The 23284-nt window shown below is 48.7% G+C and carries 24 protein-coding genes and 1 tRNA gene; 16 read left to right on the plus strand and 9 right to left on the minus strand.

Annotated features, from left to right (window positions below):
• The first annotated feature begins 4 nt into the window (after positions 1 to 4).
• On the plus strand, positions 5 to 1276 hold the full coding sequence (gene efeB, locus RGV86_RS21085) for an iron uptake transporter deferrochelatase/peroxidase subunit (protein ID WP_085460613.1): 1272 nt from the start codon (positions 5 to 7) through the stop codon (positions 1274 to 1276).
• A gap of 743 nt (positions 1277 to 2019) precedes the next feature.
• Entirely contained in the window at positions 2020 to 2808 is a 789-nt protein-coding gene (gene phoH, locus RGV86_RS21090; protein WP_000533536.1) for a phosphate starvation-inducible protein PhoH, read from the plus strand.
• A gap of 195 nt (positions 2809 to 3003) precedes the next feature.
• Here phoH and RGV86_RS21095 read toward each other — a convergent pair.
• A tRNA-Ser gene (locus RGV86_RS21095) sits at positions 3004 to 3091 on the minus strand.
• A gap of 233 nt (positions 3092 to 3324) precedes the next feature.
• Here RGV86_RS21095 and ghrA point away from each other — a divergent pair.
• The 4 genes from ghrA (at position 3325) to RGV86_RS21115 (ending at position 6226) form a co-directional block, all read left to right on the plus strand.
• A complete protein-coding gene (gene ghrA, locus RGV86_RS21100) occupies positions 3325 to 4263 on the plus strand; it encodes a glyoxylate/hydroxypyruvate reductase GhrA (RefSeq protein ID WP_032225447.1) in 939 nt (312 codons plus the stop codon).
• 54 nt (positions 4264 to 4317) lie between these two features.
• Positions 4318 to 5055 (plus strand): phosphatase, encoded by a 738-nt coding sequence (locus RGV86_RS21105; RefSeq protein ID WP_000283652.1) that lies wholly within the window; start codon positions 4318 to 4320, stop codon positions 5053 to 5055.
• 23 nt (positions 5056 to 5078) lie between these two features.
• The gene (gene ycdY / locus RGV86_RS21110) at positions 5079 to 5633 is read left to right on the plus strand and encodes a molecular chaperone YcdY (RefSeq protein WP_001001898.1); all 555 of its coding nucleotides are present in this window, start codon (positions 5079 to 5081) and stop codon (positions 5631 to 5633) included.
• A gap of 101 nt (positions 5634 to 5734) precedes the next feature.
• Positions 5735 to 6226: a DUF1097 domain-containing protein gene (locus RGV86_RS21115; protein WP_032147879.1), complete on the plus strand. Its 492-nt coding sequence runs from the start codon at positions 5735 to 5737 to the stop codon at positions 6224 to 6226.
• Between the two features lie 61 nt (positions 6227 to 6287).
• On the opposite strand, the gene csgG is transcribed toward RGV86_RS21115, so the two are convergent.
• From csgG to csgD, 4 genes are read right to left on the minus strand one after another with little or no spacing between them, the layout of a single operon-like run.
• Positions 6288 to 7121 (minus strand): curli production assembly/transport protein CsgG, encoded by an 834-nt coding sequence (gene csgG / locus RGV86_RS21120; protein ID WP_001189336.1) that lies wholly within the window; start codon positions 7119 to 7121, stop codon positions 6288 to 6290.
• Between the two features lie 26 nt (positions 7122 to 7147).
• Entirely contained in the window at positions 7148 to 7564 is a 417-nt protein-coding gene (gene csgF, locus RGV86_RS21125; RefSeq protein ID WP_001264078.1) for a curli production assembly/transport protein CsgF, read from the minus strand.
• A gap of 24 nt (positions 7565 to 7588) precedes the next feature.
• On the minus strand, positions 7589 to 7978 hold the full coding sequence (gene csgE, locus RGV86_RS21130) for a curli production assembly/transport protein CsgE (protein ID WP_000833234.1): 390 nt from the start codon (positions 7976 to 7978) through the stop codon (positions 7589 to 7591).
• Positions 7979 to 7982: 4 nt separating this feature from the next.
• Positions 7983 to 8633, minus strand: a complete 651-nt coding sequence (csgD, locus tag RGV86_RS21135) for a biofilm master transcriptional regulator CsgD (RefSeq protein ID WP_000481491.1) — start codon at positions 8631 to 8633, stop codon at positions 7983 to 7985.
• Between the two features lie 756 nt (positions 8634 to 9389).
• Here csgD and csgB point away from each other — a divergent pair.
• The 6 genes from csgB (at position 9390) to clsC (ending at position 13214) form a co-directional block, all read left to right on the plus strand.
• The gene (gene csgB, locus RGV86_RS21140) at positions 9390 to 9845 is read left to right on the plus strand and encodes a curli minor subunit CsgB (RefSeq protein ID WP_010345644.1); all 456 of its coding nucleotides are present in this window, start codon (positions 9390 to 9392) and stop codon (positions 9843 to 9845) included.
• 40 nt (positions 9846 to 9885) lie between these two features.
• A complete protein-coding gene (csgA, locus tag RGV86_RS21145) occupies positions 9886 to 10344 on the plus strand; it encodes a curli major subunit CsgA (RefSeq protein ID WP_000771421.1) in 459 nt (152 codons plus the stop codon).
• Between the two features lie 58 nt (positions 10345 to 10402).
• Positions 10403 to 10735 (plus strand): curli assembly chaperone CsgC, encoded by a 333-nt coding sequence (gene csgC / locus RGV86_RS21150; protein WP_000992819.1) that lies wholly within the window; start codon positions 10403 to 10405, stop codon positions 10733 to 10735.
• A gap of 116 nt (positions 10736 to 10851) precedes the next feature.
• Complete coding sequence (locus tag RGV86_RS21155; RefSeq protein ID WP_000489602.1) at positions 10852 to 11163, plus strand: YmdA family protein; 312 nt, start codon at positions 10852 to 10854, stop codon at positions 11161 to 11163.
• A 94-nt stretch (positions 11164 to 11257) separates the two neighbouring features.
• Positions 11258 to 11791 (plus strand): O-acetyl-ADP-ribose deacetylase, encoded by a 534-nt coding sequence (gene ymdB / locus RGV86_RS21160; RefSeq protein WP_000842234.1) that lies wholly within the window; start codon positions 11258 to 11260, stop codon positions 11789 to 11791.
• The gene (gene clsC, locus RGV86_RS21165) at positions 11733 to 13214 is read left to right on the plus strand and encodes a cardiolipin synthase ClsC (protein ID WP_123058182.1); all 1482 of its coding nucleotides are present in this window, start codon (positions 11733 to 11735) and stop codon (positions 13212 to 13214) included. Before ymdB ends, clsC begins: the two co-directional genes overlap by 59 nt.
• A gap of 7 nt (positions 13215 to 13221) precedes the next feature.
• Here the strand turns inward: clsC and mdoC are convergent, their stop codons facing one another.
• The gene (mdoC, locus tag RGV86_RS21170; RefSeq protein WP_001070367.1) at positions 13222 to 14379 is read right to left on the minus strand and encodes a glucans biosynthesis protein MdoC; all 1158 of its coding nucleotides are present in this window, start codon (positions 14377 to 14379) and stop codon (positions 13222 to 13224) included.
• Positions 14380 to 14771: 392 nt separating this feature from the next.
• Here mdoC and mdoG point away from each other — a divergent pair, with 392 nt between their 5' ends.
• The 3 genes from mdoG to RGV86_RS21185 all read left to right on the plus strand — a co-directional run bounded on the left by mdoG (position 14772) and on the right by RGV86_RS21185 (position 19219).
• Entirely contained in the window at positions 14772 to 16307 is a 1536-nt protein-coding gene (mdoG, locus tag RGV86_RS21175) for a glucans biosynthesis protein MdoG (RefSeq protein ID WP_077629659.1), read from the plus strand.
• On the plus strand, positions 16300 to 18843 hold the full coding sequence (gene mdoH / locus RGV86_RS21180; RefSeq protein WP_071995174.1) for a glucans biosynthesis glucosyltransferase MdoH: 2544 nt from the start codon (positions 16300 to 16302) through the stop codon (positions 18841 to 18843). The genes mdoG and mdoH overlap by 8 nt, the downstream gene beginning before the upstream one ends.
• 148 nt (positions 18844 to 18991) lie before the next feature.
• Positions 18992 to 19219 carry a YceK/YidQ family lipoprotein gene (locus tag RGV86_RS21185; RefSeq protein ID WP_001211109.1) on the plus strand — a complete coding sequence of 76 codons (228 nt, stop codon included), beginning with the start codon at positions 18992 to 18994 and terminating at the stop codon, positions 19217 to 19219.
• Here the strand turns inward: RGV86_RS21185 and RGV86_RS21190 are convergent, their stop codons facing one another.
• The 3 genes from RGV86_RS21190 to lpxL all read right to left on the minus strand — a co-directional run bounded on the left by RGV86_RS21190 (position 19220) and on the right by lpxL (position 21994).
• On the minus strand, positions 19220 to 19594 hold the full coding sequence (locus RGV86_RS21190) for a MysB family protein (protein WP_085460615.1): 375 nt from the start codon (positions 19592 to 19594) through the stop codon (positions 19220 to 19222).
• Positions 19595 to 19676: 82 nt separating this feature from the next.
• Positions 19677 to 20903 (minus strand): multidrug efflux MFS transporter MdtG, encoded by a 1227-nt coding sequence (gene mdtG, locus RGV86_RS21195; protein ID WP_000050573.1) that lies wholly within the window; start codon positions 20901 to 20903, stop codon positions 19677 to 19679.
• 170 nt (positions 20904 to 21073) lie between these two features.
• A complete protein-coding gene (gene lpxL / locus RGV86_RS21200) occupies positions 21074 to 21994 on the minus strand; it encodes a kdo(2)-lipid IV(A) lauroyltransferase (protein WP_010345635.1) in 921 nt (306 codons plus the stop codon).
• 224 nt (positions 21995 to 22218) lie between these two features.
• Here lpxL and trhO point away from each other — a divergent pair, with 224 nt between their 5' ends.
• Positions 22219 to 23271, plus strand: coding sequence for an oxygen-dependent tRNA uridine(34) hydroxylase TrhO (gene trhO, locus RGV86_RS21205; RefSeq protein WP_010345633.1), 1053 nt, complete (start codon positions 22219 to 22221; stop codon positions 23269 to 23271).
• The last annotated feature ends 13 nt before the right edge of the window (positions 23272 to 23284 follow it).

Raw genomic sequence — 23284 nt, forward strand, 5'->3', positions numbered from 1 at the left:
CATTATGCAGTATGAAAATGAAAACGGCGTGAATGAACCCTCGCGCCGACGTTTACTGAAAGGGATTGGTGCGCTGGCACTGGCGGGAAGTTGCCCGGTGGCTCATGCACGAAAAGCGCAAAGTGCACCGGGTACGCTTTCGCCGGATGCGCGCAATGAGAAACAGCCTTTTTATGGCGAACATCAGGCGGGGATTGTGACGCCACAGCAGGCCGCAATGATGCTGGTGGCGTTTGATGTGCTTGCCAGTGATAAAGCCGATCTTGAGCGGTTGTTTCGCTTGTTGACTCAGCGTTTTGCTTTTCTGACTCAGGGCGGAGCGGCACCAGAAACGCCAAATCCGCGCCTGCCACCACTCGATTCCGGCATTCTTGGCGGCTACATTGCGCCCGATAATCTCACCATCACGTTATCGGTGGGTCACTCATTGTTTGATGAGCGGTTTGGCCTTGCGCCACAGATGCCGAAAAAGTTGCAGAAGATGACGCGTTTCCCCAACGACTCGCTGGATGCGGCGTTATGCCATGGTGATGTGTTGCTACAGATTTGCGCCAACACCCAGGATACGGTGATCCATGCGCTGCGCGATATCATTAAACACACGCCGGATTTGCTCAGCGTGCGCTGGAAGCGGGAAGGGTTTATTTCCGATCATGCGGCGCGAAGTAAAGGCAAAGAGACGCCAATTAATTTGCTGGGCTTCAAAGACGGCACTGCTAATCCCGACAGCCATAATGCGAAGTTGATGCAAAAAGTGGTGTGGGTCACGGCAGATCAGCAGGAACCTGCCTGGACCATCGGCGGCAGCTACCAGGCGGTGCGGTTGATTCAGTTTCGGGTGGAGTTTTGGGACAGAACGCCACTGAAAGAACAGCAGACGATTTTTGGTCGTGATAAGCAAACCGGTGCTCCGCTGGGAATGCAGCACGAGCATGATGTGCCCGATTACGCCAGCGATCCTGAAGGTAAGGTGATTGCGCTGGACAGCCATATCCGGCTGGCGAATCCGCGCACGCCAGAGAGTGAGTCCAGCCTGATGTTGCGCCGTGGCTACAGTTATTCACTGGGCGTCACCAACTCCGGGCAACTGGATATGGGGCTACTGTTCGTTTGCTACCAACACGATCTGGAAAAGGGCTTTCTGACAGTACAAAAAAGACTGAATGGCGAGGCGCTGGAGGAATACGTCAAACCTATCGGTGGCGGTTATTTCTTTGCATTGCCAGGGGTGAAGGACACGAACGATTATCTCGGAAGCGCATTATTGCGGGTTTAATGTTTTTAGGCGGATAGGCGTTTACGCCGCATCCGACGTTCGTGCACTGATGCCTGATGCGACGCTTGCGCATCTTATCAGGCCTACAATCGGTGCCGGATCGGTAGGCAGGATAAGGCGTTTACGCCGCATCCGGCATTCGTGCGCTGGTGCCTGATGCGATGCTTGCGCATCTTATCAGGCCTACAATCGGTGCCGGATCGGTAGGCAGAATAAGGCGTTCACGCCGCATCCGGCAAGCACAAGGCTCATTTTACCAGCAAACGCGAATCCTGCTGAAAGTACACAGCTTTTACCATCACTGTCATCACTCTGTCATCTTTCCAGTAGAAGCTAATGCCATCTAAATGGTGCTTTATGGTTAAATATAAGTAAATATATTGTTGCAACAAATGCGAAAGCTGTTGTACTTATTAAGTAACAGCGGTAGTTCCCGGCAGTGATAGTCAGTCACTATGGAGATCGCGGATGGTAACGTCCTGTACTGGACAATGTTTTGTTAAGCAACGCTCCACCACTCGCGGAGATTTCTCCTCCGGTAGTCATCTCGTCACTCTGTATTTTTACCCACTTCCTTTCTTTATTCGTGTTACCGACGCCTTTAACGGTGCGCGTAGCCGTTTTCGGTGTTATTTCCAAAAGCAAACTATGGCTTACAAGGAAGCCAACCCTCTGATGTTCGTGCGCATAATCGCGCTGCCAACGGCGCGTGTGATGAATACAAACAACTCAAGGTGCTCTCCATGGGAAGACAAAAAGCAGTGATCAAAGCTCGTCGCGAGGCAAAACGTGTGCTGAGACGGGATTCGCGCAGCCATAAACAGCGTGAAGAAGAATCGGTCACCTCGCTTGTGCAGATGAGCGGCGTAGAAGCCATTGGCATGGCTCGCGACAGTCGCGATACCTCGCCAATCCTCGCGCGAAATGAAGCGCAATTGCACTATCTGAAGGCTATTGAGAGTAAGCAACTGATATTCGCCACGGGCGAAGCCGGGTGTGGTAAAACCTGGATCAGTGCGGCAAAAGCGGCAGAAGCCCTGATACATAAGGATGTCGACAGGATTATCGTCACCCGTCCTGTTCTGCAAGCCGATGAAGATCTTGGCTTCTTACCTGGAGATATTGCAGAAAAGTTTGCTCCTTATTTTCGTCCGGTCTACGACGTGCTGGTTCGGCGGTTGGGCGCTTCCTTTATGCAATACTGCCTGCGGCCGGAGATAGGGAAGGTCGAAATCGCGCCGTTCGCCTATATGCGTGGACGTACATTTGAAAATGCGGTCGTCATTCTTGATGAGGCGCAGAATGTGACTGCCGCACAAATGAAAATGTTTTTAACCCGTCTGGGGGAGAACGTGACGGTTATTGTTAACGGAGATATTACACAGTGCGATTTACCTCGCGGTGTGCGCTCCGGCTTAAGTGACGCGCTGGAACGTTTCGAAGAAGATGAAATGGTCGGGATTGTCCGATTCGGTAAAGAGGATTGCGTGCGTTCGGCACTTTGCCAACGTACGCTACATGCCTATAGTTGAGAGTTTTAATGGTACAAAGCCCTGGCGTGGAGTGCACCCCAAAAGTTGGACACCCAACTGAGTAAGGTGCAGTCCACTCACTGTGTTCGCGGACTGTCGCCAGTTGTCGAACCCCTGTCGGGGCTTCTCATCCCCCCGGTGCGTGCAATATGCGAAAAAAAAGCCCGTACTTACGTACGGGCTCTTCTTAAAAGATGGCGGTGAGGGGGGGATTCGAACCCCCGATACGTTGCCGTATACACACTTTCCAGGCGTGCTCCTTCAGCCACTCGGACACCTCACCAAATTGTCGTTCCTGTCTTGCTGGAACGGGCGCTAATTTAGGGAAATCACGGCCTGAGGTCAACAAACTTTTTTAAAAAATAGCGCGTTTATTCAAACTTCAATCAATCTGCGCTTTTAGTAAGCAGAGTTTGCTTTTTTTGCCACCGGTAGTGGATTTGTTATGCTGAGGTGCTTTGTAGATCATAATGATAAGTGCGGGTAAATTCCGCACAACCGCTTTCGGGAGTTAGTATGGATATCATTTTTTATCATCCTGTGTTCGATACCGCCTGGTGGATTGATGCGCTGGGTAAAGCTATTCCTCAGGCCAGAGTCAGAGCATGGAAAACCGGTGATAATCATCCTGCGGATTATGCTTTGGTCTGGCATCCGCCTGTTGAAATGTTGGCAGGTCGTGACCTTAAGGCCGTGTTCGCATTGGGTGCCGGTGTTGATTCGATTTTGAGTAAATTACAGACGTACCCTGAAATGCTGAAACCGTCTATTCCGCTTTTTCGTCTGGAAGATACCGGTATGGGCGAGCAAATGCAGGAATATGCTGTCAGTCAGGTGCTCCATTGGTTCAGACGTTTTGACGATTATCGAGCGCAGCAAAATGCTTCGCTTTGGCAACCTCTGCCTGAGTATCAACGGGAAGATTTTACTATCGGCATCCTGGGGGCTGGCGTATTAGGCAGTAAAGTCGCACAGAGCTTGCAGACCTGGCGTTTTCCGCTGCGTTGCTGGAGCCGTAGCCATAAAAGCTGGCCCGGTGTACAAAGTTTTGCCGGAACTGAAGAGTTGGGCAAATTTTTGAGTCAATGTCGTGTATTAATTAATCTGTTACCAAATACGCCTGAAACCGTCGGCATTATTAATCAACAATTATTAGAAAAATTACCGGATGGCGCATATCTCCTCAACCTGGCGCGTGGCGTTCATGTGGTAGAAGATGACCTGCTTGCGGCGCTGGATAGCGGTAAAGTTAAAGCGGCGATGCTGGATGTTTTTAATCGTGAACCTTTACCGCCTGAAAGTCCGCTCTGGCAACATCCACGCGTGACAATAACACCACATGTTGCAGCCATTACCCGACCCGTTGAAGCGGTGGAGTACATTGCTCGCGCCATTACACAACTCGAAAAAGGGAAGACGGTCAGCGGACAAGTCGACCGTGTACGAGGCTACTAATAAACCATACGGATTCCTGCTATCCTTGGCGGGAATTGAATACAGGAGAGAGTTATGTATCCCGTCGACCTTCATATGCATACCGTTGCCAGTACACATGCATATAGCACATTAAGTGATTACATTGCCCAGGCCAAACAGAAAGGCATTAAACTTTTTGCGATCACCGATCATGGCCCTGATATGGAAGATGCACCGCATCACTGGCACTTCATTAATATGCGTATCTGGCCGCGAGTCGTCGATGGGGTGGGGATCCTGCGTGGCATCGAAGCCAATATCAAAAATATTGATGGTGAAATTGATTGCAGCGGCAAAATGTTTGACTCGCTGGATCTGATCATTGCTGGTTTTCATGAACCGGTTTTTGCGCCGCATGATGAAGCTACGAATACTCAGGCCATGATTGCCGCGATGGCGAGTGGGCATGTGCACGTGGTTAGCCATCCCGGAAATCCACGATATCCAATTGATTTTAAAGCTGTTGCTGAAGCTGCTGCTAAGTATCAGGTGGCGCTGGAAATCAATAACTCCTCATTCTTACATTCGCGTAAGGGCAGTGAAGATAACTGCCGTGCGGTTGCCGCTGCGGTGCGCGATGCCGGAGGTTGGGTCGCGTTAGGATCGGATTCTCATACCGCTTTTACCATGGGCGATTTTGAAGAATGCCGTAAGATCCTCGACGCAGTGGATTTTCCGGAAGAGAGAATATTGAATGTTTCGCCACGCCGTTTGCTGAATTTCCTTGAATCTCGCGGTATGGCGCCGATTGCGGAATTTGCTGATCTTTAATTGCTATTAACGGAAATAAATTAATGAACGAGTTTTCTATCCTGTGTCGTGTGCTGGGTTCGCTCTATTACCGTCAACCGCAGGATCCTTTACTGGTTCCGCTGTTTACCTTAATTCGTGAAGGGAAACTGGCGGCGAACTGGCCGCTGGAACAGGATGAATTGCTGGCGCGTTTGCAGAAAAGCTGTGATATGGCGCAAGTTTCTGCCGATTACAATGCATTATTCGTCGGTGATGAATGCGCAGTTTCACCTTATCGCAGCACCTGGGTTGAGGGCGCCACAGAAACAGAAGTCCGTACTTTCCTTTCCGAACGCGGTATGCCGTTAGCGGATACGCCAGCCGATCACATTGGTACTTTGCTGCTGGCCGCTTCCTGGCTGGAAGATCAGTCAACAGAGGATGAAAGCGAAGCTCTGGAAACACTGTTTAGCGAGTATCTGTTGCCCTGGTGCGGCGCATTTCTCGGTAAAGTTGAGGCTCATGCGACTACACCGTTCTGGCGCACCATGGCACCGCTAACCCGCGATGCAATCAGCGCAATGTGGGATGAACTTGAGGAAGAATCAGAGGAATAAATGTGATCGGAATCACTCATTACTGCAATCTATATATAGCTGTTGCATAAAATGTGTGCTCGATCTCATTCATAGTCGCGTTTTCTGCTATCATGCGCGGCATGAACATACTTCTCTCTATTGCAATCACAACAGGCATTCTCTCCGGTATCTGGGGCTGGGTGGCTGTTTCCCTTGGCTTACTTAGCTGGGCAGGTTTCCTGGGCTGTACGGCCTACTTTGCCTGTCCGCAAGGTGGACTAAAAGGGCTGGCTATTTCCGCTGCAACACTGCTTAGCGGCGTGGTGTGGGCGATGGTTATTATTTACGGCAGTGCTCTGGCACCACATCTGGAAATTCTCGGTTATGTCATAACCGGTATTGTCGCTTTTCTGATGTGTATTCAGGCGAAACAGGTATTGTTGTCGTTTGTTCCGGGGACGTTTATTGGCGCATGTGCGACGTTTGCCGGGCAAGGGAACTGGAAGCTGGTGCTACCTTCGCTGGCGCTTGGGCTGGTGTTTGGTTACGCAATGAAAAACAGCGGTCTTTGGCTGGCGGCGCGCAGTGCTAAGTCCGCTCACCGTGAGCAACAAGTCAAAAATAAAGCGTGAGGAGCACTCACGCTTTAGATTGAATCGTAAAGGGCCGGAATAAACTCCGGCTTTTTATGTATCAGGATTCCGGTGGTACTGATAAGTGACGGTATTTCACCAGAATGTCATTCTGCCGCTCTGATTTATTCTGCAAATCCCACAAGCCACGGTCGATGCCGTCGTTAATCAGGAAGATAACGCCTGTTTCGATGGCGGACATTAGACAGAGCATAACCGGTTCGTTAGAGGTATAACCCACTTCCCCTTCCAGTAACCGCTGGTAGTCAATAAAGCGGAAGACACCCGCCTGGACTTCATAGGAAAGGATCGTCTTACTGGTGTTCACCGAAGAGAGGATCTCACCGGTACTTACATTGACGACGCGCAGGTTCACGGCAATCTGATCAAGTTGGTATTGCGTATCTGCACCAATACCAAAATATCTCGCCCCAACACCGCCCGATTTGACGTTGCTTTCATAACCAATAATAGAGCCTTCAACCATGATATTGGCTGCGGTCAACGATTGAAGCGGGATTCGGTTGTTTACCGCGACAGTGCCGTTTTCCTGTGCCGCACGAATAATTTTGCGTTCGTTGAGCAGGTTTTGTAAGCCCTGACGTTCCAGTGGTATAAACCAGCGAGAATCTTTCAATGCCGTGACCAGCATCGCAGTGGCGCTTTGCGGAACAGCAGTGGAGAAGTTACTCGCCGGGTAGGGTTTAAATTGCCCGGTTTCGTCCTGAATGTTGTATACCGAAACAAAGATCTTACCCGTTGGCGCTGGCAGGTGGGTCAAATCTTTGTAGCTCTGGGCACGAGGCATTAATGTCGGTCTGGCGGCTTCTTTAGGTGGGGCGGTTAAGCATCCGCTCAGCAACATGACGGCAACCAAAACAAATAAGCGCTGCATGATTATTTTCCTTATGAAGCTGGGGCTTAAAAATCGGTTGAGTTATTTTGTAAACCCGAAACCTGGATGGTCGAGGTTTGTCCTGTCTTGCGATCCGTCACATTCAACTGCAATTGACCATCGCGGTTGGCAATATCAACAATATATTCATTGGTTACCATTCTCCCTGGCTGACCCGTGTTAATATTCGACAACAGTCCACCTAAAATTTGGGACTGAATGGCCTGAGTAAAGTTATCTAACGCCGATGGCGTTTCAATACCAAAGTCATCGTCATAGCTCGGATCTTTATACGAGTTCTGCGCCTGGGCACTATTTAATAAAAAAGCGCCGTTATTCGGGTTACCACCAAAGTTTGGATTGCGGAACTGGAAAGTCATATTTCCTGCCCAACTTAATGGTGAAATAAGCATGAGTAGAACTACTGCATGTTTGACACGCATTGCAGCCTCCGAACAATTTTTTATTTAAAATTCATCATGCGCCAAATCGCCCGTACTCAATAACGCCTGATTTATCTGGCGACGATTTAGTGCTTCTTCAGTTTGAATCAGTGCAAAGACAACAGTTTTCTCGAAGTCTCTTTTCAATGGGAATAAAAATGTCTGGAAAATAACGTCCTGATTCACCGTTATTGTGATCCAGCTTCCCCATCGTGCACTGGGTCTTTCATTAATTGTTAAGTTACCGGTGTAGTCACTTTCCCATTTATCACTAAAGGCACGGTAAAAATCATGGCCAATAGAGGAAACAGTATGGTCAGTTAACAATCCCGGTACTTCTACTTCAACGGCGTGAACATTTCCCGCAGCGAAGAGAAGTTCTACTGCTACAATCCAGCATAAATAACGTTTCATGGCTTTATCGCCTGAGGTTATCGTTTGCCCATGAGACCGCTTGTGTTCGGTTTTTAACTGCTATCTTTTTGAAAAGATTATAAAGATGCGTTTTTACCGTGTTTTCGCTGATGAACAGCGAACGAGCAATCTCGTTATTGGAGGCGCCGATACGCAGCTTATTAAGGATCTCTTTTTCCCTATGAGTAAGGAGGGCAGATTCCGTGCTGTTATAACGATAGTTACCGGAATGTGTAATCAAGTAACTGGCAAGCTTTTGCGTAAAGTAGCATTCACCACGTAAGACGCCTTGCAACCCATTGACTACGCGTTCTTGATCCTCCATGGCGTAAAAAACACCATTGATATGCGGCCAGTTTTCAATGTCGCGGTACGGGTAATCATCTGGAGTATTTAACAACAGCGTTTTAATGTTGTTGTGTTTTCTGCTTAATGTATCCTGCCAGTAATGAATGAGCTTTTTATCTGCTTCCATCATATCCAACAGAATAATGCAGCCAGAAGATATATCGTCCAGAGAACGTTGAATATTATGCAGTTTTCCTGTGATTGCCAGCGATTGTTTTAAATGCTGCAATAACGCGGTCGCCTGCAAAGAAGGTTTAGTGATCAACAGTAATGTATGACCATGAATACTATGGACTTCATTAAACATGATGAAACCCCGCTTTTTTTATTAATCGCACACCTGACAGCTGCCTTTATAAAATAGAGGCACCAGAAGTACTGACAGATGTTGCACTGCTGTGTGTAGTAATAAATCAACCCTAAATGGGTAAAATATAAAACTAATGGATTACATCTGATTTCAATCTAGCCATTACAAATCTTAAATCAAGTGTTAAACGTGTAACAAAATGTAATCTGGAATTTTAAAATGTTAACGCGGCGTGGTTGTGGAGTTTAGAATTGATAGAAAAGTTGTACATATGGCTTTTATTGCACAATTTTAAAAAGTCATACAAATTACGCTAAGTCCATAATTATCCATATAAAAATTATTTTCACATAGTTCTTTTGTCGTGTGAAAATTTCTTACTTTCTCTGATGTTGCCCATGGACAATTTTTTGCCGTAAAAAGACGATGTTTGTCACGGCTTGTCAAACAGACATATCGACGTAATCTTCGCGAATCATGAAGGAAGGCTGACTGTCGATTTTTTGCTGTCAAAAAACGGTACTTTAAAAGAAAACAAAATAATTTTTGCGTAAATAACAGCGTATTTGCGCGAGTTTTAATACTTTGGTATGAACAAAAAAAGCAAAATACAACGCGCGGGTGAGTTATTAAAAATATTTCCGCAGACATACTTTCCATCGTAACGCAGCGTTAACAAAAAACGGTTTGCGTTAACAACCAAGTTGAAATGATTTAATTTCTTAAATGTACGACCAGGTCCAGGGTGACAACATGAAAAACAAATTGTTATTTGTGATGTTAACAATACTGGGTGCGCCTGGGATTGCAGCCGCAGCAGGTTATGATTTAGCTAATTCAGAATATAACTTAGCGGTAAATGAATTGAGTAAGTCTTCATTTAATCAGGCAGCCATAGTTGGTCAAGCTGGTACTAATAATAGTGCACAGTTACGGCAGGGAGGCTCAAAACTTTTGTCGGTTGTTTCGCAAGAGGGTAATAGCAACCGGGCAAAGATTGACCAGACAGGAGATTATAACCTTGCATATATTGATCAGGCGGGCAATGCCAACGATGCCAGTATTTCGCAAGGCGCATATGGTAATACTGCAATGATTATCCAGAAAGGTTCTGGTAATAAAGCAAATATTACGCAGCATGGTACTCAAAAAACGGCAATTGTAGTGCAGAGACAGTCGCAAATGGCTATTCGCGTGACACAACGTTAATTTCCATTCGACTTTTAAATCAATCCGATGGGGGTTTTACATGAAACTTTTAAAAGTAGCAGCAATTGCAGCAATCGTATTCTCCGGTAGCGCTCTGGCAGGTTCTATTCCTCAGTACGGCGGTGGCGGCGGCAACCACGGTGGTGGCGGCAATAACAGCGGCCCGAATTCAGAGCTGAATATTTATCAGTACGGTGGCGGTAACTCTGCTGTTGCATTGCAGGCTGATGCCCGCAACTCTGATCTGACTATTACCCAGCACGGCGGCGGTAACGGCGCAGACGTAGGACAAGGTTCTGATGACAGCTCAATTGAACTGACCCAGCGTGGCTTCGGTAACAGCGCCACTCTTGATCAGTGGAACGGTAAAAACTCTGAAATGACTGTTAAACAGTTCGGTGGTGGCAACGGTGCAGCAGTTGACCAGACTGCATCTAACTCCAGCGTCAACGTAACTCAGGTTGGCTTTGGTAACAACGCGACCGCTCATCAGTACTAATACAGAATTTGTATGACAGAAACAGGGCGCAAGCCCTGTTTTTTTTCGGGAGAATAGTATGAACGCGTTATTACTTCTCGCGGCACTTTCCAGCCAGATAACCTTTAATACAACCCAGCAAGGTGACATGTACACCATTATTCCTGAAGTTACTCTTACGCAATCATGCTTGTGCCGGGTTCAGATATTGTCACTACGCGAAGGCAGTTCGGGACAAAGTCAGACGAAGCAAGAAAAGACCCTTTCATTACCCGCTAATCAACCCATTGCCTTGACGAAGTTGAGTTTAAATATTTCCCCGGACGATCGGGTGAAAATAGTTGTTACGGTTTCTGATGGACAGTCACTTCATTTATCACAACAATGGCCGCCCTCTTCAGGAAAGTCTTAATGTATTAATAGTTGAGCATAAAACGAGCCGGAAGAGAACGGTCTGATGCGAATCGACCAACCTGAAAGCATGGATAACCCCCTCAAGGATGATTAATCATTGAGGAAACAGAATAGATGTTCAGACCGTTGTTAAACTCCCTTATGCTCGGCAGCCTGGTTTTTCCTTTCTTTGCAACAGCGGAAAGCAATGCGCAAGGTGGCGTGATTCATTTTTATGGTCAAATCGTGGAACCCGCGTGTGACGTGAGCTCTTTGCTAACGCCAGTTGAAATGACCTGTATGCAAAATGGTCCAGTACAGAGCAAAACGTATTCCAGCAAAGAGCTAATGAGTGGCAAAGTTAAAAATGCGCAAATTGCCTCAGTAAAAGTGCAGTATCTTGATGAGCAGAAAAAGCTGGCTGTGATGAACATCGAATATAACTAAGTTTCTGAACTACTCACGTTGCTGACAAGAAAAATGCGATTTACCTAAAAACACTGCTGTACACTTAAGAAACAAGAGGGTGTAAGGAGGCGTTATGAAATCGCGTATTCATGTTGTGCAGGGTGATATTACTAAACTAGCCGTTGATGTTATTGTTAATGCGGCTAATCCGTCATTAATGGGGGGCGGCGGCGTTGATGGCGCTATTCATCGCGCAGCCGGCCCGGCGTTGCTGGATGCCTGTTTGAAAGTTCGCCAGCAACAGGGCGATTGCCCCACGGGACATGCAGTGATTACTCTTGCGGGCGATCTCCCTGCCAAAGCTGTTGTGCATACCGTTGGGCCTGTCTGGCGCGGTGGCGAACAAAACGAAGACCAGTTATTGCAGGATGCCTATCTCAATAGTCTACGACTGGTAGCGGCGAACGGCTATGCGACAGTGGCATTTCCTGCCATCAGCACCGGCGTTTATGGTTACCCGCGTGCTGCAGCGGCTGAAATAGCAGTAAAAACCGTTTCAGAATTTATTACCCGTCACGCTTTGCCTGAGCAGGTATACTTTGTCTGTTATGATGCAGAAAATGCCCACCTCTACGAAAGACTCCTTACCCAACAAGGAGATGAATGATTTGCCCCGGCTGGCGAGCGCGGTGCTGCCGCTGTGCTCGCAACATCCTGGGCAGTGCGGCATTTTCCCCCTTGATAAAAGTCTGGATGCGTTTGCTGCACGATATCGTCTGGCAGAAATGGCGGAGCATACGCTGGATGTTCAGTATTACATCTGGCAGGACGATATGTCGGGGCGATTGCTGTTTTCGGCTCTGTTAGCCGCAGCGAAGCGTGGCGTTCGCGTCCGTTTGCTGCTGGATGACAATAATACTCCCGGTCTTGATGATATTTTACGCTTGCTCGATAGTCACCCGCGTATTGAAGTTCGACTTTTCAATCCTTTCTCTTTTCGCTTGTTACGTCCGCTTGGTTATATCACCGATTTTTCCCGCCTCAATCGTCGTATGCACAATAAAAGTTTTACCGTCGATGGCGTGGTAACGCTGGTGGGCGGGCGCAACGTTGGCGATGCCTATTTCGGCGCGGGAGAAGAGCCACTTTTTTCAGATTTAGATGTCCTGGCAATAGGGCCGGTTGTTGAGGATGTTGCCGATGATTTTGCCCGCTACTGGTATTGCAAATCAGTTTCACCGTTGCAGCAGGTGCTGGATGTTCCCGATGGCGAAATGGCTGACCGTATTGAGCTACCTGCGTCCTGGTACAACGACACCGAGACACATCGCTATTTGTGCCAAATGGAGTTAAGTCCGTTTATAAATCAACTGGTTGACGGAACATTGCCGCTTATCTGGGCAAGAACGCGTTTATTAAGTGATGATCCGGCAAAAGGGGAGGGCAAGGCAAAACGGCATTCACTGTTACCGCAGCGCCTGTTCGATATCATGGGCTCCCCCAGCGAACGTATTGATATTATCTCTTCCTATTTTGTGCCAACGCGCGCGGGAGTGGCGCAGCTTTTACGAATGGTCAGAAAAGGGGTCAGGATAGCTATCTTAACCAATTCACTTGCCGCTAACGATGTCGCTGTCGTTCATGCCGGGTATGCTCGCTGGCGCAAAAAATTGCTCCGCTATGGCGTTGAGTTATATGAACTGAAACCGACGCGGGAACAAAGCAGCACGTTGCACGATCGCGGTATAACTGGTAATTCCGGCGCAAGCCTTCATGCTAAAACATTCAGTGTCGATGGCAAAATAGTGTTTATTGGCTCATTCAATTTCGATCCGCGTTCAACGCTGCTCAATACTGAAATGGGCTTCGTGATAGAGAGCGAAACGCTGGCACAATTAATCGATAAACGCTTCATTCAGAGCCAGTATGATGCGGCCTGGCAGCTCCGTCTGGATCGGTGGGGACGAATCAACTGGGTCGATCGCCATGGGAAGGAGGAAATTATCCTCAAAAAAGAACCCGCCACCAGTTTCTGGAAGCGGGTTATGGTCAGACTGGCGTCAATATTGCCCGTTGAATGGTTATTGTAAGTATGGTTTAGCGAGCTGGCGCTTTGTCATTCTCGCGTTTTACGATCGGTTTGCCGGAGAACAAAAACTTCAACAACGGAATGCGTAAATGAATTTCGTACAGAATTATCGCAATCCCTACCACAAATATCAGACCGCAGAGGAAACCCAGCAGATTTGATGTAATGTGCGGAGTGATGTAAGCACCGAAAAAGAGCGTTAACGGGTGGTGAACCAGATAAATAAATAGCGACGCGTTTACAAAATAGGTTACCCGCGCTGACTGGAAATTAAGCAAACGGTGGCCAAAGGAGAAGACCACATTCACCATCCACAGGCCGAGCACCATCGTGATCACTGACTCGGTTTCATACATCCAGGCATCGCCGCTGCCGTAGCGTTGATTGAGCAAATAAGCAACAAATGCCAGTGCTGCCGCGAGAGTGCATCCACGAGACGGTGTGGTAAACAAGGCTTTTAGATTAGGAAAAATGAAAGCCAGCGCACCGAGAATAAAGAACGGCATATAAAACAGCGTCTGCATGAAAATAAAATTGAACATGCCATCGCTTAAAATGGGTGGATAAACGATAAATAGCGTTCTTCTTATTGCTGCATAGCCAATTCCCAGACAGAAAAATAGTATCGATAGCTTAACCATCGAGAAAGTTTTATTTGTTTTATCTGAATTTTCTAAATTATTTCTTATTCGTTTAAATATCCACACGCAAAGTGTCGTCATAACGACCAACACCAGTAAAAACCACAGGTGCGAAATTAATTCCCAGGCCAGCGTATTATATTTGTCATACAATGATAGCCCAGGCCAGCTTTCCGCTTTGCCTTTGACATATTGCAGCATAATGAATTGCGGCAAGGTGAGCAGGGGAATAGCCGTTAACATCGGGATCCCTACGCGTTCAACGCGCACTTTCCACCATTTTTTCAATGGGTAGCGCAAAAACAGCATGTAGGAAAAATATCCGGAAATAACGAAAAATACCTGCATACGGAAGGCGTGGATGAAATCGTTAAAAAGCGTCAGCCACCATGACGGTTCTGCGCTATTCACATGCCAGGTGTGGCTTGAATAGATTAAAGAAATATGAAAAGGGATCCCTAACAACATCAACCATGCGCGGATGGAGTCGAGGAAATATTCACGCTGCGCGGGTACTGGATTCATATATGGTTAACTAATCTCGGATTTTTCGTCTTATCCCCGCCGGGTAATGCCTTTAGGCTTTTGCCGTAACGACACTGACCTGCTGCATGAGGTGCAGGCTTCAAATGTGTTTTTGCGCGGCATAGCCGCAATCACTAACCAAAATGGAAGCGCCTGTAAGACGGTTGATAAATAAATTTGCCGGCAAACCCTACACGAACTCGCTCCTTCTGTCTTTAGGATAAGCACGGAAAGTGAAAACGGTTGCAATCAGGTGCTTAATCCATGAGCCGGCGCGCTGAATAATACCGGGATTCTGTTGTCGGAATGGCTGGTTATCCATTAAAATAGATCGGATCGATATAAGCACACAAAGGGGGAAGTGCTTACTTATTATGAAACATAAACTACAAATGATGAAAATGCGTTGGTTGAGTGCTGCAGTAATGTTAACCCTGTATACATCATCAAGCTGGGCCTTCAGCATTGACGATGTCGCAAAGCAAGCTCAATCCTTAGCCGGGAAAGGCTATGAGGCGCCTAAAAGTAACTTGCCCTCCGTTTTCCGCGACATGAAATACGCGGACTATCAACAGATCCAGTTTAATCATGACAAAGCATACTGGAACAATCTGAAGACCCCATTCAAGCTCGAGTTCTACCATCAGGGTATGTACTTCGACACACCGGTCAAAATAAATGAAGTCACTGCAACGGCAGTAAAAAGAATCAAATACAGCCCGGATTATTTCACTTTCGGCGATGTTCAGCATGACAAAGACACGGTAAAAGACCTTGGTTTTGCCGGTTTTAAAGTGCTTTACCCGATCAACAGCAAAGATAAAAATGATGAAATCGTCAGCATGCTCGGGGCCAGCTATTTCCGCGTGATTGGCGCAGGTCAGGTTTACGGTCTTTCTGCCCGAGGCCTGGCTATTGATACCGCTTTGCCATCAGGTGAAGAATTTCCACGCTTTAAGGAGTTCTGGATCGAGCGTCCAAAACCGACCGATAAGCGTTTAACGATTTATGCGTTGCTTGATTCGCCGCGTGCGACAGGCGCTTACAAGTTCGTTGTTATGCCGGGACGTGACACGGTTGTTGATGTGCAATCGAAAATCTACCTGCGCGATAAAGTCGGCAAACTGGGCGTTGCGCCGTTAACCAGTATGTTCCTGTTCGGGCCGAACCAGCCATCTCCGGCGAATAATTATCGTCCGGAATTGCACGACTCCAACGGTCTGTCTATCCATGCTGGTAACGGTGAGTGGATCTGGCGTCCGCTAAACAACCCGAAACATCTGGCGATCAGCAGCTTCTCGATGGAAAACCCGCAAGGCTTCGGTCTGTTGCAGCGCGGCCGCGATTTCTCCCGCTTTGAAGATCTCGACGATCGTTACGATCTCCGTCCAAGCGCGTGGGTGACACCGAAAGGGGAGTGGGGCAAAGGCAGCGTTGAGCTGGTGGAAATTCCAACCAACGATGAAACCAACGATAACATCGTCGCTTACTGGACGCCGGATCAGTTACCGGAACCAGGTAAAGAGATGAACTTTAAATACACCATTACTTTCAGCCGTGATGAAGACAAACTTCACGCGCCTGATAACGCTTGGGTGCAGCAGACGCGTCGTTCAACGGGGGATGTGAAGCAGTCGAACCTGATTCGACAGCCTGACGGCACTATCGCTTTTGTGGTCGATTTTACTGGCGCAGAGATGAAAAAACTGCCAGAGAATACACCGGTCACTGCACAAACCAGCATTGGCGATAATGGTGAGATTGTAGAAAGCACGGTGCGCTATAACCCGGTCACCAAAGGCTGGCGTCTGGTAATGCGTGTGAAAGTGAAAGATGCCAAGAAAACCACTGAAATGCGTGCTGCCCTGGTGAATGCCGATCAAACGTTGAGTGAAACCTGGAGCTACCAGTTACCTGCCAATGAATAAGACAACCGAGTACATTGACGCAATGCCCATCTCCGCAAGCGAGAAAGCGGCATTGCCGAAGACTGATATCCGCGCTGTTCATCAGGCGCTGGATGCTGAACACCGAACCTGGGCGCGAGAGGATGACTCCCCGCAAGGGTCGGTAAAAGCACGTCTGGAACAAGCCTGGCCAGATTCACTCGCTGATGGACAGTTAATTCAAGACGACGAAGGGCGCGATCAGCTTAAGGCAATGCCGAAAGCAAAACGTTCTTCTATGTTCCCCGATCCGTGGCGTACTAACCCGGTTGGTCGTTTCTGGGATCGTCTGCGTGGGCGCGATGTGACGCCGCGCTATCTGGCGCGATTGACCAAAGAAGAGCAGGAGAGCGAGCAAAAGTGGCGTACCGTCGGCACCATCCGTCGTTACATCCTGCTTCTTCTCACTCTGGCGCAAACCGTCGTCGCTACCTGGTATATGAAGACCATTCTGCCTTATCAGGGGTGGGCGCTGATTAATCCAGTTGATATGGTCGATCAGGATTTGTGGGTTTCCTTTATGCAGCTTCTGCCTTACATGCTGCAAACCGGTATTCTGATCCTCTTCGCTGTTCTTTTCTGCTGGGTGTCAGCCGGTTTCTGGACGGCGTTGATGGGCTTCCTGCAACTGCTTATTGGGCGCGATAAATACAGTATTTCCGCTTCAACCGTTGGCGATGAACCGTTAAATCCGGAGCATCGCACAGCATTGATCATGCCTATCTGTAACGAAGACGTGAATCGCGTTTTTGCAGGTCTGCGTGCAACGTGGGAATCCGTGAAAGCGACTGGTAATGCCAAACACTTTGATGTTTATATCCTGAGTGACAGCTACAACCCGGACATCTGTGTGGCAGAACAAAAAGCCTGGATGGAGCTGATCGCCGAAGTGCAGGGCGAAGGCCAGATTTTCTATCGCCGTCGCCGCCGTCGCGTGAAGCGTAAAAGCGGTAACATTGACGATTTCTGCCGTCGCTGGGGTAGCCAGTACAGCTACATGGTGGTGCTGGATGCGGACTCGGTGATGACCGGTGATTGTTTGTGCGGTCTGGTGCGCCTGATGGAAGCCAACCCGAACGCCGGGATTATCCAGTCGTCGCCGAAAGCGTCTGGTATGGATACGCTATATGCACGTTGCCAACAGTTTGCGACCCGTGTCTATGGGCCATTGTTCACTGCCGGTTTGCATTTCTGGCAGCTCGGCGAGTCGCACTACTGGGGGCATAATGCGATTATCCGCGTGAAACCGTTTATCGAGCACTGCGCGCTGGCGCCGCTGCCTGGTGAAGGATCATTTGCGGGTTCAATCCTTTCGCACGACTTCGTGGAAGCCGCACTGATGCGCCGTGCAGGCTGGGGGGTATGGATTGCTTACGATCTCCCTGGCTCTTATGAAGAACTGCCGCCTAACCTGCTTGACGAGTTAAAACGTGATCGCCGCTGGTGCCATGGTAACCTGATGAACTTCCGTTTGTTCCTGGTTAAAGGGATGCACCCGGTTCACCGCGCGGTGTTCCTGACGGGCGTGATGTCTTATCTTTCCGCACCGCTGTGGTTTATGTTCCTTGCGCTCTCTACCGCATTGCAGGTCGTGCACGCGCTTACCGAACCGCAATACTTCCTGCAACCACGGCAGTTATTCCCGGTCTGGCCACAGTGGCGTCCTGAACTGGCGATTGCGCTGTTTGCCTCGACGATGGTGCTGCTGTTCCTGCCGAAGTTGTTGAGTATTTTGCTTATTTGGTGCAAAGGGACTAAAGAGTATGGCGGCTTCTGGCGAGTTACGTTATCGCTGCTGTTAGAAGTGCTGTTCTCCGTGCTGTTGGCGCCGGTGCGTATGTTGTTCCATACGGTATTCGTGGTTAGCGCCTTCCTTGGCTGGGAAGTGGTGTGGAATTCCCCGCAACGTGATGACGACTCTACCTCCTGGGGCGAAGCGTTTAAACGCCACGGCTCACAGTTGCTGCTGGGGTTAGTGTGGGCGGTCGGTATGGCGTGGCTGGATCTGCGTTTCCTGTTCTGGCTGGCACCGATTGTCTTCTCGCTGATTCTGTCACCGTTTGTTTCGGTGATCTCCAGCCGTACAACCGTTGGGCTGCGCACGAAACGCTGGAAACTGTTCCTGATCCCGGAAGAGTATTCACCGCCTCAGGTACTGATCGATACCGATCGTTTCCTTGAGATGAACCGTCAACGTTCTCTCGACGATGGCTTTATGCATGCAGTGTTTAATCCGTCGTTTAACGCTCTGGCAACGGCAATGGCCACTGCGCGTCACCGCGCCAGTAAGGTGCTGGAAATCGCCCGTGACCGCCATGTTGAACAGGCGCTGAACGAGACGCCAGAGAAGCTGAATCGCGATCGTCGTCTGGTGCTGCTAAGCGATCCGGTGACGATGGCTCGTTTGCATTTCCGCGTCTGGAATTCCCCGGAGAGATATTCTTCATGGGTGAGTTACTACGAAGGGATAAAGTTGAATCCACTGGCATTGCGTAAACCGGATGCGGCTTCGCAATAAAAGTGTAGATACCTGCAATATATTGAATTTGCAAGGTTTCGTAGGCCGGATAAGGCGTTCATGCCGCATCCGGCAAAAACAACAAGCATTTTGTCAGCAATAAAAATACCGGCGTTATGCCGGTATTTTTTTACGGAAGAGGGTTCAAATGCGTTTCATCGTAGTCAGCATCATGGTTACCTTGCTGAGTGGTTGTGGCAGCATCATTAGCCGCACCATACCGGGACAGGGGCATGGCAACCAATATTATCCCGGCGTGCAATGGGATGTACGTGACTCCGCATGGCGCTATGTCACAATCCTTGATCTCCCTTTCTCTTTAGTCTTTGATACCTTACTGCTACCGATCGACATTCATCACGGAGCATATGAGTAATTAACGCTCATCCCACTCATCTGCTGCTGCGCGTCCTTCTTCGGTATCCAGCGGTGGTTCAAGCTGAAATTCACCTTCGTCCCATTCATGCAGGGTATTTTCTTCCTGCCATTCCTGGCGGATTTCAATCTCATCATAGTCGCCATCAAAGATGCTTTGTGCGGCTTCTCCACTGAACATTGGCAGGCATTCACCTTCTTCGCCCTCATCGGCTAAAAACTCAACCTGCCACATAATGTCGCCATCTTGCAGAATATATTTCTGGACATTGAACTGTTGCACATTCGCTTCTTCGGCGTCGATGCTGGGGTTGTCAGCAAGAAATTCTTCGCGTGCGGCATCAATGGCTTCTTCAAGCGTTGCGTACATAGTCATCACGACTCTCCCTTTGATTTGCTGAGGTGTTCAGGGAAAGAATAGCTGATTCTCCGCTTTTGCAAGTATGAAAGGCGAAAAATCAGTTCGATACCTGGGGGAGTCGGCGACGGCGCAGGCTGTTCCACGAATAGACCGCGTTAAACAAAACGACTCCGGCGGTAACCAGAAATACAGCACGAAAGCCGTAGTGTGCTGAAATAGCTGCGCCCATCAACGGCCCCGTAACGTTGCCAATATCGCGAAACGACTGGTTATAGCTGAAAATGCGTCCGGCGATTTGGTTGGTCGAATTATAAACCAGCAACGTTTGTACGGCTGGGAGCAGAGCGCCGTCTGCGGCGCCGAGCAAAAAGCGTAAAATCCCCAGTTGCAGTGGTGTCTGGACATAAGACATTGGGATCAACAGCAGCACAGAAAAGATCAGCGCAGTTATCAGGATCTTTTCTGGCCCGATACGATCGCCAAGTTTACCAAGTCGTGGAGCACTTAGCAGTGCAGCCACGCCGGGCACGGAGGCGATCATGCCACTAATAAAGGCGATATTACTGACATTTCCTGCCAGTTCGCGGACATACAGCGTCAGGATTGGTGCGATAGATCCAGTAGCAATCTGGATAATTAATGTTGTGACAAACAGGCTAAGTACCAGTTTCGGATTTTTAAGCGATGTTACGACTTCCCGCATGTGCAGCATCTCTTTTTTGCTGACGGGCTGGAATTTTTCTCTGATACAAAACAGGGTGACGAAAAAGCAGAGTATGAGCACACTGGCGGTAATAAAGAATACCGGACGTAAGCCGTAGTTATCAGCGAGTAAGCCACCAGCCATCGGGCCGAGCAACGCGCCGCTAACGCCGCCGGTGGAGAGCGTGCCCAGCGCCCAGCCGCTTTTATTACGCGGTACTTGTGTGGCGATAAGAGCATTGGCGTTGGGGACAAATCCGCCAAGCAAACCAAGCAGCGCCCGCAGAATCAAAAACTGCCAGATATTTTGCGCCAGCCCCATCAGCACCATCACGATGCCCATGCCGAGAGCAGAACGCAATAACATGATTTTTCTGCCTTTGCGGTCGGCAAGCCCGCCCCAGAAAGGGGAGGCGATGGCGGAAAATAAAAAGGTAATACTGAAGACAATCCCCGACCACATATTCAGCGCGCTGTGGCCGGTGATGCCAAGTTGCTCAACGTAGAGGGGTAAGAATGGCATCACCAGACTGAAGGCGGCACCGGTAAGAAAACAACCTAGCCAGGCAACGATCAGGTTTCGTTTCCAGTTTATGGGGGTGTCATTTTCACAGAGTGACATAGCAATCCGCTGTTGGTGCGCCAGGCGCGGTGATTAAAAGAAGAAAAAGTAAGCACACTAATTATGCGCCTGACTTATAAGTGACGCAATGTACAGAGCTTTTATCGCTAAATCAGGAGGATTTGTAGTGGTAATGCCGGATGCAGTTCGAAACATCCGGCAAGGGAGATTTAATAGCGTGAAGGTACGCCTTCCGGGCGCGTTTTAAAGCGACGATGCAGCCACATATACTGTTCCGGTGCCATCATGATGCATTTTTCGACCACTTTATTCATCCATGCAGCGGTGATTTCAGCGTTATCCAACGGAGGTGAACACTCTGGCGGCAGCATGATCAACTGATACCCTTTGCCGTCTGGCTTACGACGCGGAACAAACGGCACCAGGCACGCACCAGACATTTTCGCCAGCATCCAGGTGCCACTGGTGGTCGCCGCCTGCTCAACAGCAAACAGCGGCACGAAAACACTTGAGCGCGGGCCGTAATCGTGATCTGGCGCATACCAGACCACTTCGCCTTTCTTTAGTGCCCGGATCATTCCTTTTAAGTCTTTGCGATCAAGCATCGATTTATTCGAACGCAGGCGCCCCCAGGTTTGCAGCCAGTCGAGCAACGGATTATCGTTTGGGCGATAGACGCCGATACCCGGTTCCTGCATACCAAATTGCCTTGCGCCCAGCTCCAGCGTCAGGAAATGGATGCCGACCAACAGAATGCCGCGCTTTTGCGCCTGCACGTCACGGATATGTTCCATGCCAATCACTTCCGTCCAGCGGGCAATTCGACGATCCGACCAGAACCACGCCATGCCGGTCTCCATCAGCCCCATCCCAACGGATTCGAAATTCTTCACCATCATTTCATGGCGTTCTTGTTCGCTCATCTCCGGGAAGCACAGTTCCAGATTGCGATGTACAATTTTGGCGCGACGTTTCATAACATGTAACGCCAGTTTTCCTAATCCACAACCGAGACGGTAGATGACCGGGTAGGGCAATTGCACGACCAACCAAAGTACGCCAATACCCAACCAGGTTAACCAATAACGCGGATGAAGCAGTGCGGTGGAGAACTTGGGTAGATTCGTCATATAAATCCTGTCTTTCAACCTATACGGGCAATTGTATGTATTGTCGCATTTTTTCGTCCGCAACCAAAATTTGTGACCGAAGACTGGGCGAAATTACCGCGTATGTAAATCATTAATAATTTTTAATGCGCAAATGTAGCGTAAAATGTATGGATGTTAATTGTCGATAATTGCTATATCATGCTGCGGATTTTTACTTTCCCACCCTGCAGGAACCGTACACCATGCCAGTGTTACACAACCGCATTTCTAATGACGCGCTGAAAGCCAAAATGCTGGCCGAGAGCGAACCACGTACCACCATTTCGTTCTATAAATATTTCCACATTACCGATCCCAAAACGACCCGCGATGCTTTATATAAGCTATTTACCGCGTTGAATGTCTTTGGGCGGGTCTATCTGGCGCATGAAGGGATCAACGCACAAATCAGCGTACCGGCGAGCAACGTAGAGACATTTCGCGCACAGCTTTATGCTTTTGATCCTGCTTTAAACGGTTTACGTCTGAATATTGCGCTGGATGATGACGGGAAATCCTTCTGGGTGCTGCGCATGAAGGTTCGCGACCGAATTGTTGCCGATGGTATTGACGATCCTCAATTTGATGCCAGTAACGTGGGGGAATACCTGCAAGCAGCGGAAGTGAATGCCATGCTTGATGATCCCGATGCGCTGTTTATCGATATGCGCAACCACTATGAATATGAAGTGGGGCATTTTGAAAACGCGCTGGAAATTCCGGCAGATACCTTTCGCGAACAACTGCCAAAAGCGGTTGAGATGATGCAGGTGCATAAAGATAAAAAAATCGTGATGTACTGTACCGGTGGTATTCGTTGCGAAAAGGCCAGTGCCTGGATGAAACATAACGGATTCAATAAAGTCTGGCATATTGAAGGCGGGATTATTGAATACGCTCGTAAGGCGCGTGAACAAGGTTTGCCTGTCCGCTTTATTGGTAAAAATTTTGTTTTTGACGAGCGGATGGGCGAGCGGATCTCTGACGAAATTATTGCGCATTGTCATCAGTGCGGCACACCTTGTGACAGCCATACCAATTGTAGAAATGATGGCTGTCATCTGTTGTTTATCCAGTGTCCGGCATGTGCCGAGAAATTCAAGGGCTGTTGTAGTGAGATTTGCTGTGAAGAAAGCGCATTACCGCCAGAAGAACAGCGCCGCCGTCGTGCCGGGCGAGAAAATGGCAATAAGATCTTTAATAAATCGCGTGGACGGCTGAACACGACGCTGGTCATTCCTGATCCAACAAAATAAACATTCGTGCCGG

This window comes from Escherichia ruysiae, from assembly GCF_031323975.1.
Classification (GTDB): Bacteria; Pseudomonadota; Gammaproteobacteria; order Enterobacterales; family Enterobacteriaceae; genus Escherichia; species Escherichia ruysiae.

Excerpts from the sequence above, each read along its gene's own strand:
- efeB (WP_085460613.1), top strand. The coding sequence starts at position 5 with ATGCAGTATGAAAATGAAAACGGCGTGAATGAACCCTCGCGCCGACGT.
- phoH (WP_000533536.1), top strand. The coding sequence starts at position 2,020 with ATGGGAAGACAAAAAGCAGTGATCAAAGCTCGTCGCGAGGCAAAACGT.
- ghrA (WP_032225447.1), top strand. The coding sequence starts at position 3,325 with ATGGATATCATTTTTTATCATCCTGTGTTCGATACCGCCTGGTGGATT.
- RGV86_RS21105 (WP_000283652.1), top strand. The coding sequence starts at position 4,318 with ATGTATCCCGTCGACCTTCATATGCATACCGTTGCCAGTACACATGCA.
- ycdY (WP_001001898.1), top strand. The coding sequence starts at position 5,079 with ATGAACGAGTTTTCTATCCTGTGTCGTGTGCTGGGTTCGCTCTATTAC.
- RGV86_RS21115 (WP_032147879.1), top strand. The coding sequence starts at position 5,735 with ATGAACATACTTCTCTCTATTGCAATCACAACAGGCATTCTCTCCGGT.
- csgG (WP_001189336.1), bottom strand. The coding sequence starts at position 7,121 with ATGCAGCGCTTATTTGTTTTGGTTGCCGTCATGTTGCTGAGCGGATGC.
- csgF (WP_001264078.1), bottom strand. The coding sequence starts at position 7,564 with ATGCGTGTCAAACATGCAGTAGTTCTACTCATGCTTATTTCACCATTA.
- csgE (WP_000833234.1), bottom strand. The coding sequence starts at position 7,978 with ATGAAACGTTATTTATGCTGGATTGTAGCAGTAGAACTTCTCTTCGCT.
- csgD (WP_000481491.1), bottom strand. The coding sequence starts at position 8,633 with ATGTTTAATGAAGTCCATAGTATTCATGGTCATACATTACTGTTGATC.
- csgB (WP_010345644.1), top strand. The coding sequence starts at position 9,390 with ATGAAAAACAAATTGTTATTTGTGATGTTAACAATACTGGGTGCGCCT.
- csgA (WP_000771421.1), top strand. The coding sequence starts at position 9,886 with ATGAAACTTTTAAAAGTAGCAGCAATTGCAGCAATCGTATTCTCCGGT.
- csgC (WP_000992819.1), top strand. The coding sequence starts at position 10,403 with ATGAACGCGTTATTACTTCTCGCGGCACTTTCCAGCCAGATAACCTTT.
- RGV86_RS21155 (WP_000489602.1), top strand. The coding sequence starts at position 10,852 with ATGTTCAGACCGTTGTTAAACTCCCTTATGCTCGGCAGCCTGGTTTTT.
- ymdB (WP_000842234.1), top strand. The coding sequence starts at position 11,258 with ATGAAATCGCGTATTCATGTTGTGCAGGGTGATATTACTAAACTAGCC.
- clsC (WP_123058182.1), top strand. The coding sequence starts at position 11,733 with ATGATGCAGAAAATGCCCACCTCTACGAAAGACTCCTTACCCAACAAG.
- mdoC (WP_001070367.1), bottom strand. The coding sequence starts at position 14,379 with ATGAATCCAGTACCCGCGCAGCGTGAATATTTCCTCGACTCCATCCGC.
- mdoG (WP_077629659.1), top strand. The coding sequence starts at position 14,772 with ATGATGAAAATGCGTTGGTTGAGTGCTGCAGTAATGTTAACCCTGTAT.
- mdoH (WP_071995174.1), top strand. The coding sequence starts at position 16,300 with ATGAATAAGACAACCGAGTACATTGACGCAATGCCCATCTCCGCAAGC.
- RGV86_RS21185 (WP_001211109.1), top strand. The coding sequence starts at position 18,992 with ATGCGTTTCATCGTAGTCAGCATCATGGTTACCTTGCTGAGTGGTTGT.
- RGV86_RS21190 (WP_085460615.1), bottom strand. The coding sequence starts at position 19,594 with ATGACTATGTACGCAACGCTTGAAGAAGCCATTGATGCCGCACGCGAA.
- mdtG (WP_000050573.1), bottom strand. The coding sequence starts at position 20,903 with ATGTCACTCTGTGAAAATGACACCCCCATAAACTGGAAACGAAACCTG.
- lpxL (WP_010345635.1), bottom strand. The coding sequence starts at position 21,994 with ATGACGAATCTACCCAAGTTCTCCACCGCACTGCTTCATCCGCGTTAT.
- trhO (WP_010345633.1), top strand. The coding sequence starts at position 22,219 with ATGCCAGTGTTACACAACCGCATTTCTAATGACGCGCTGAAAGCCAAA.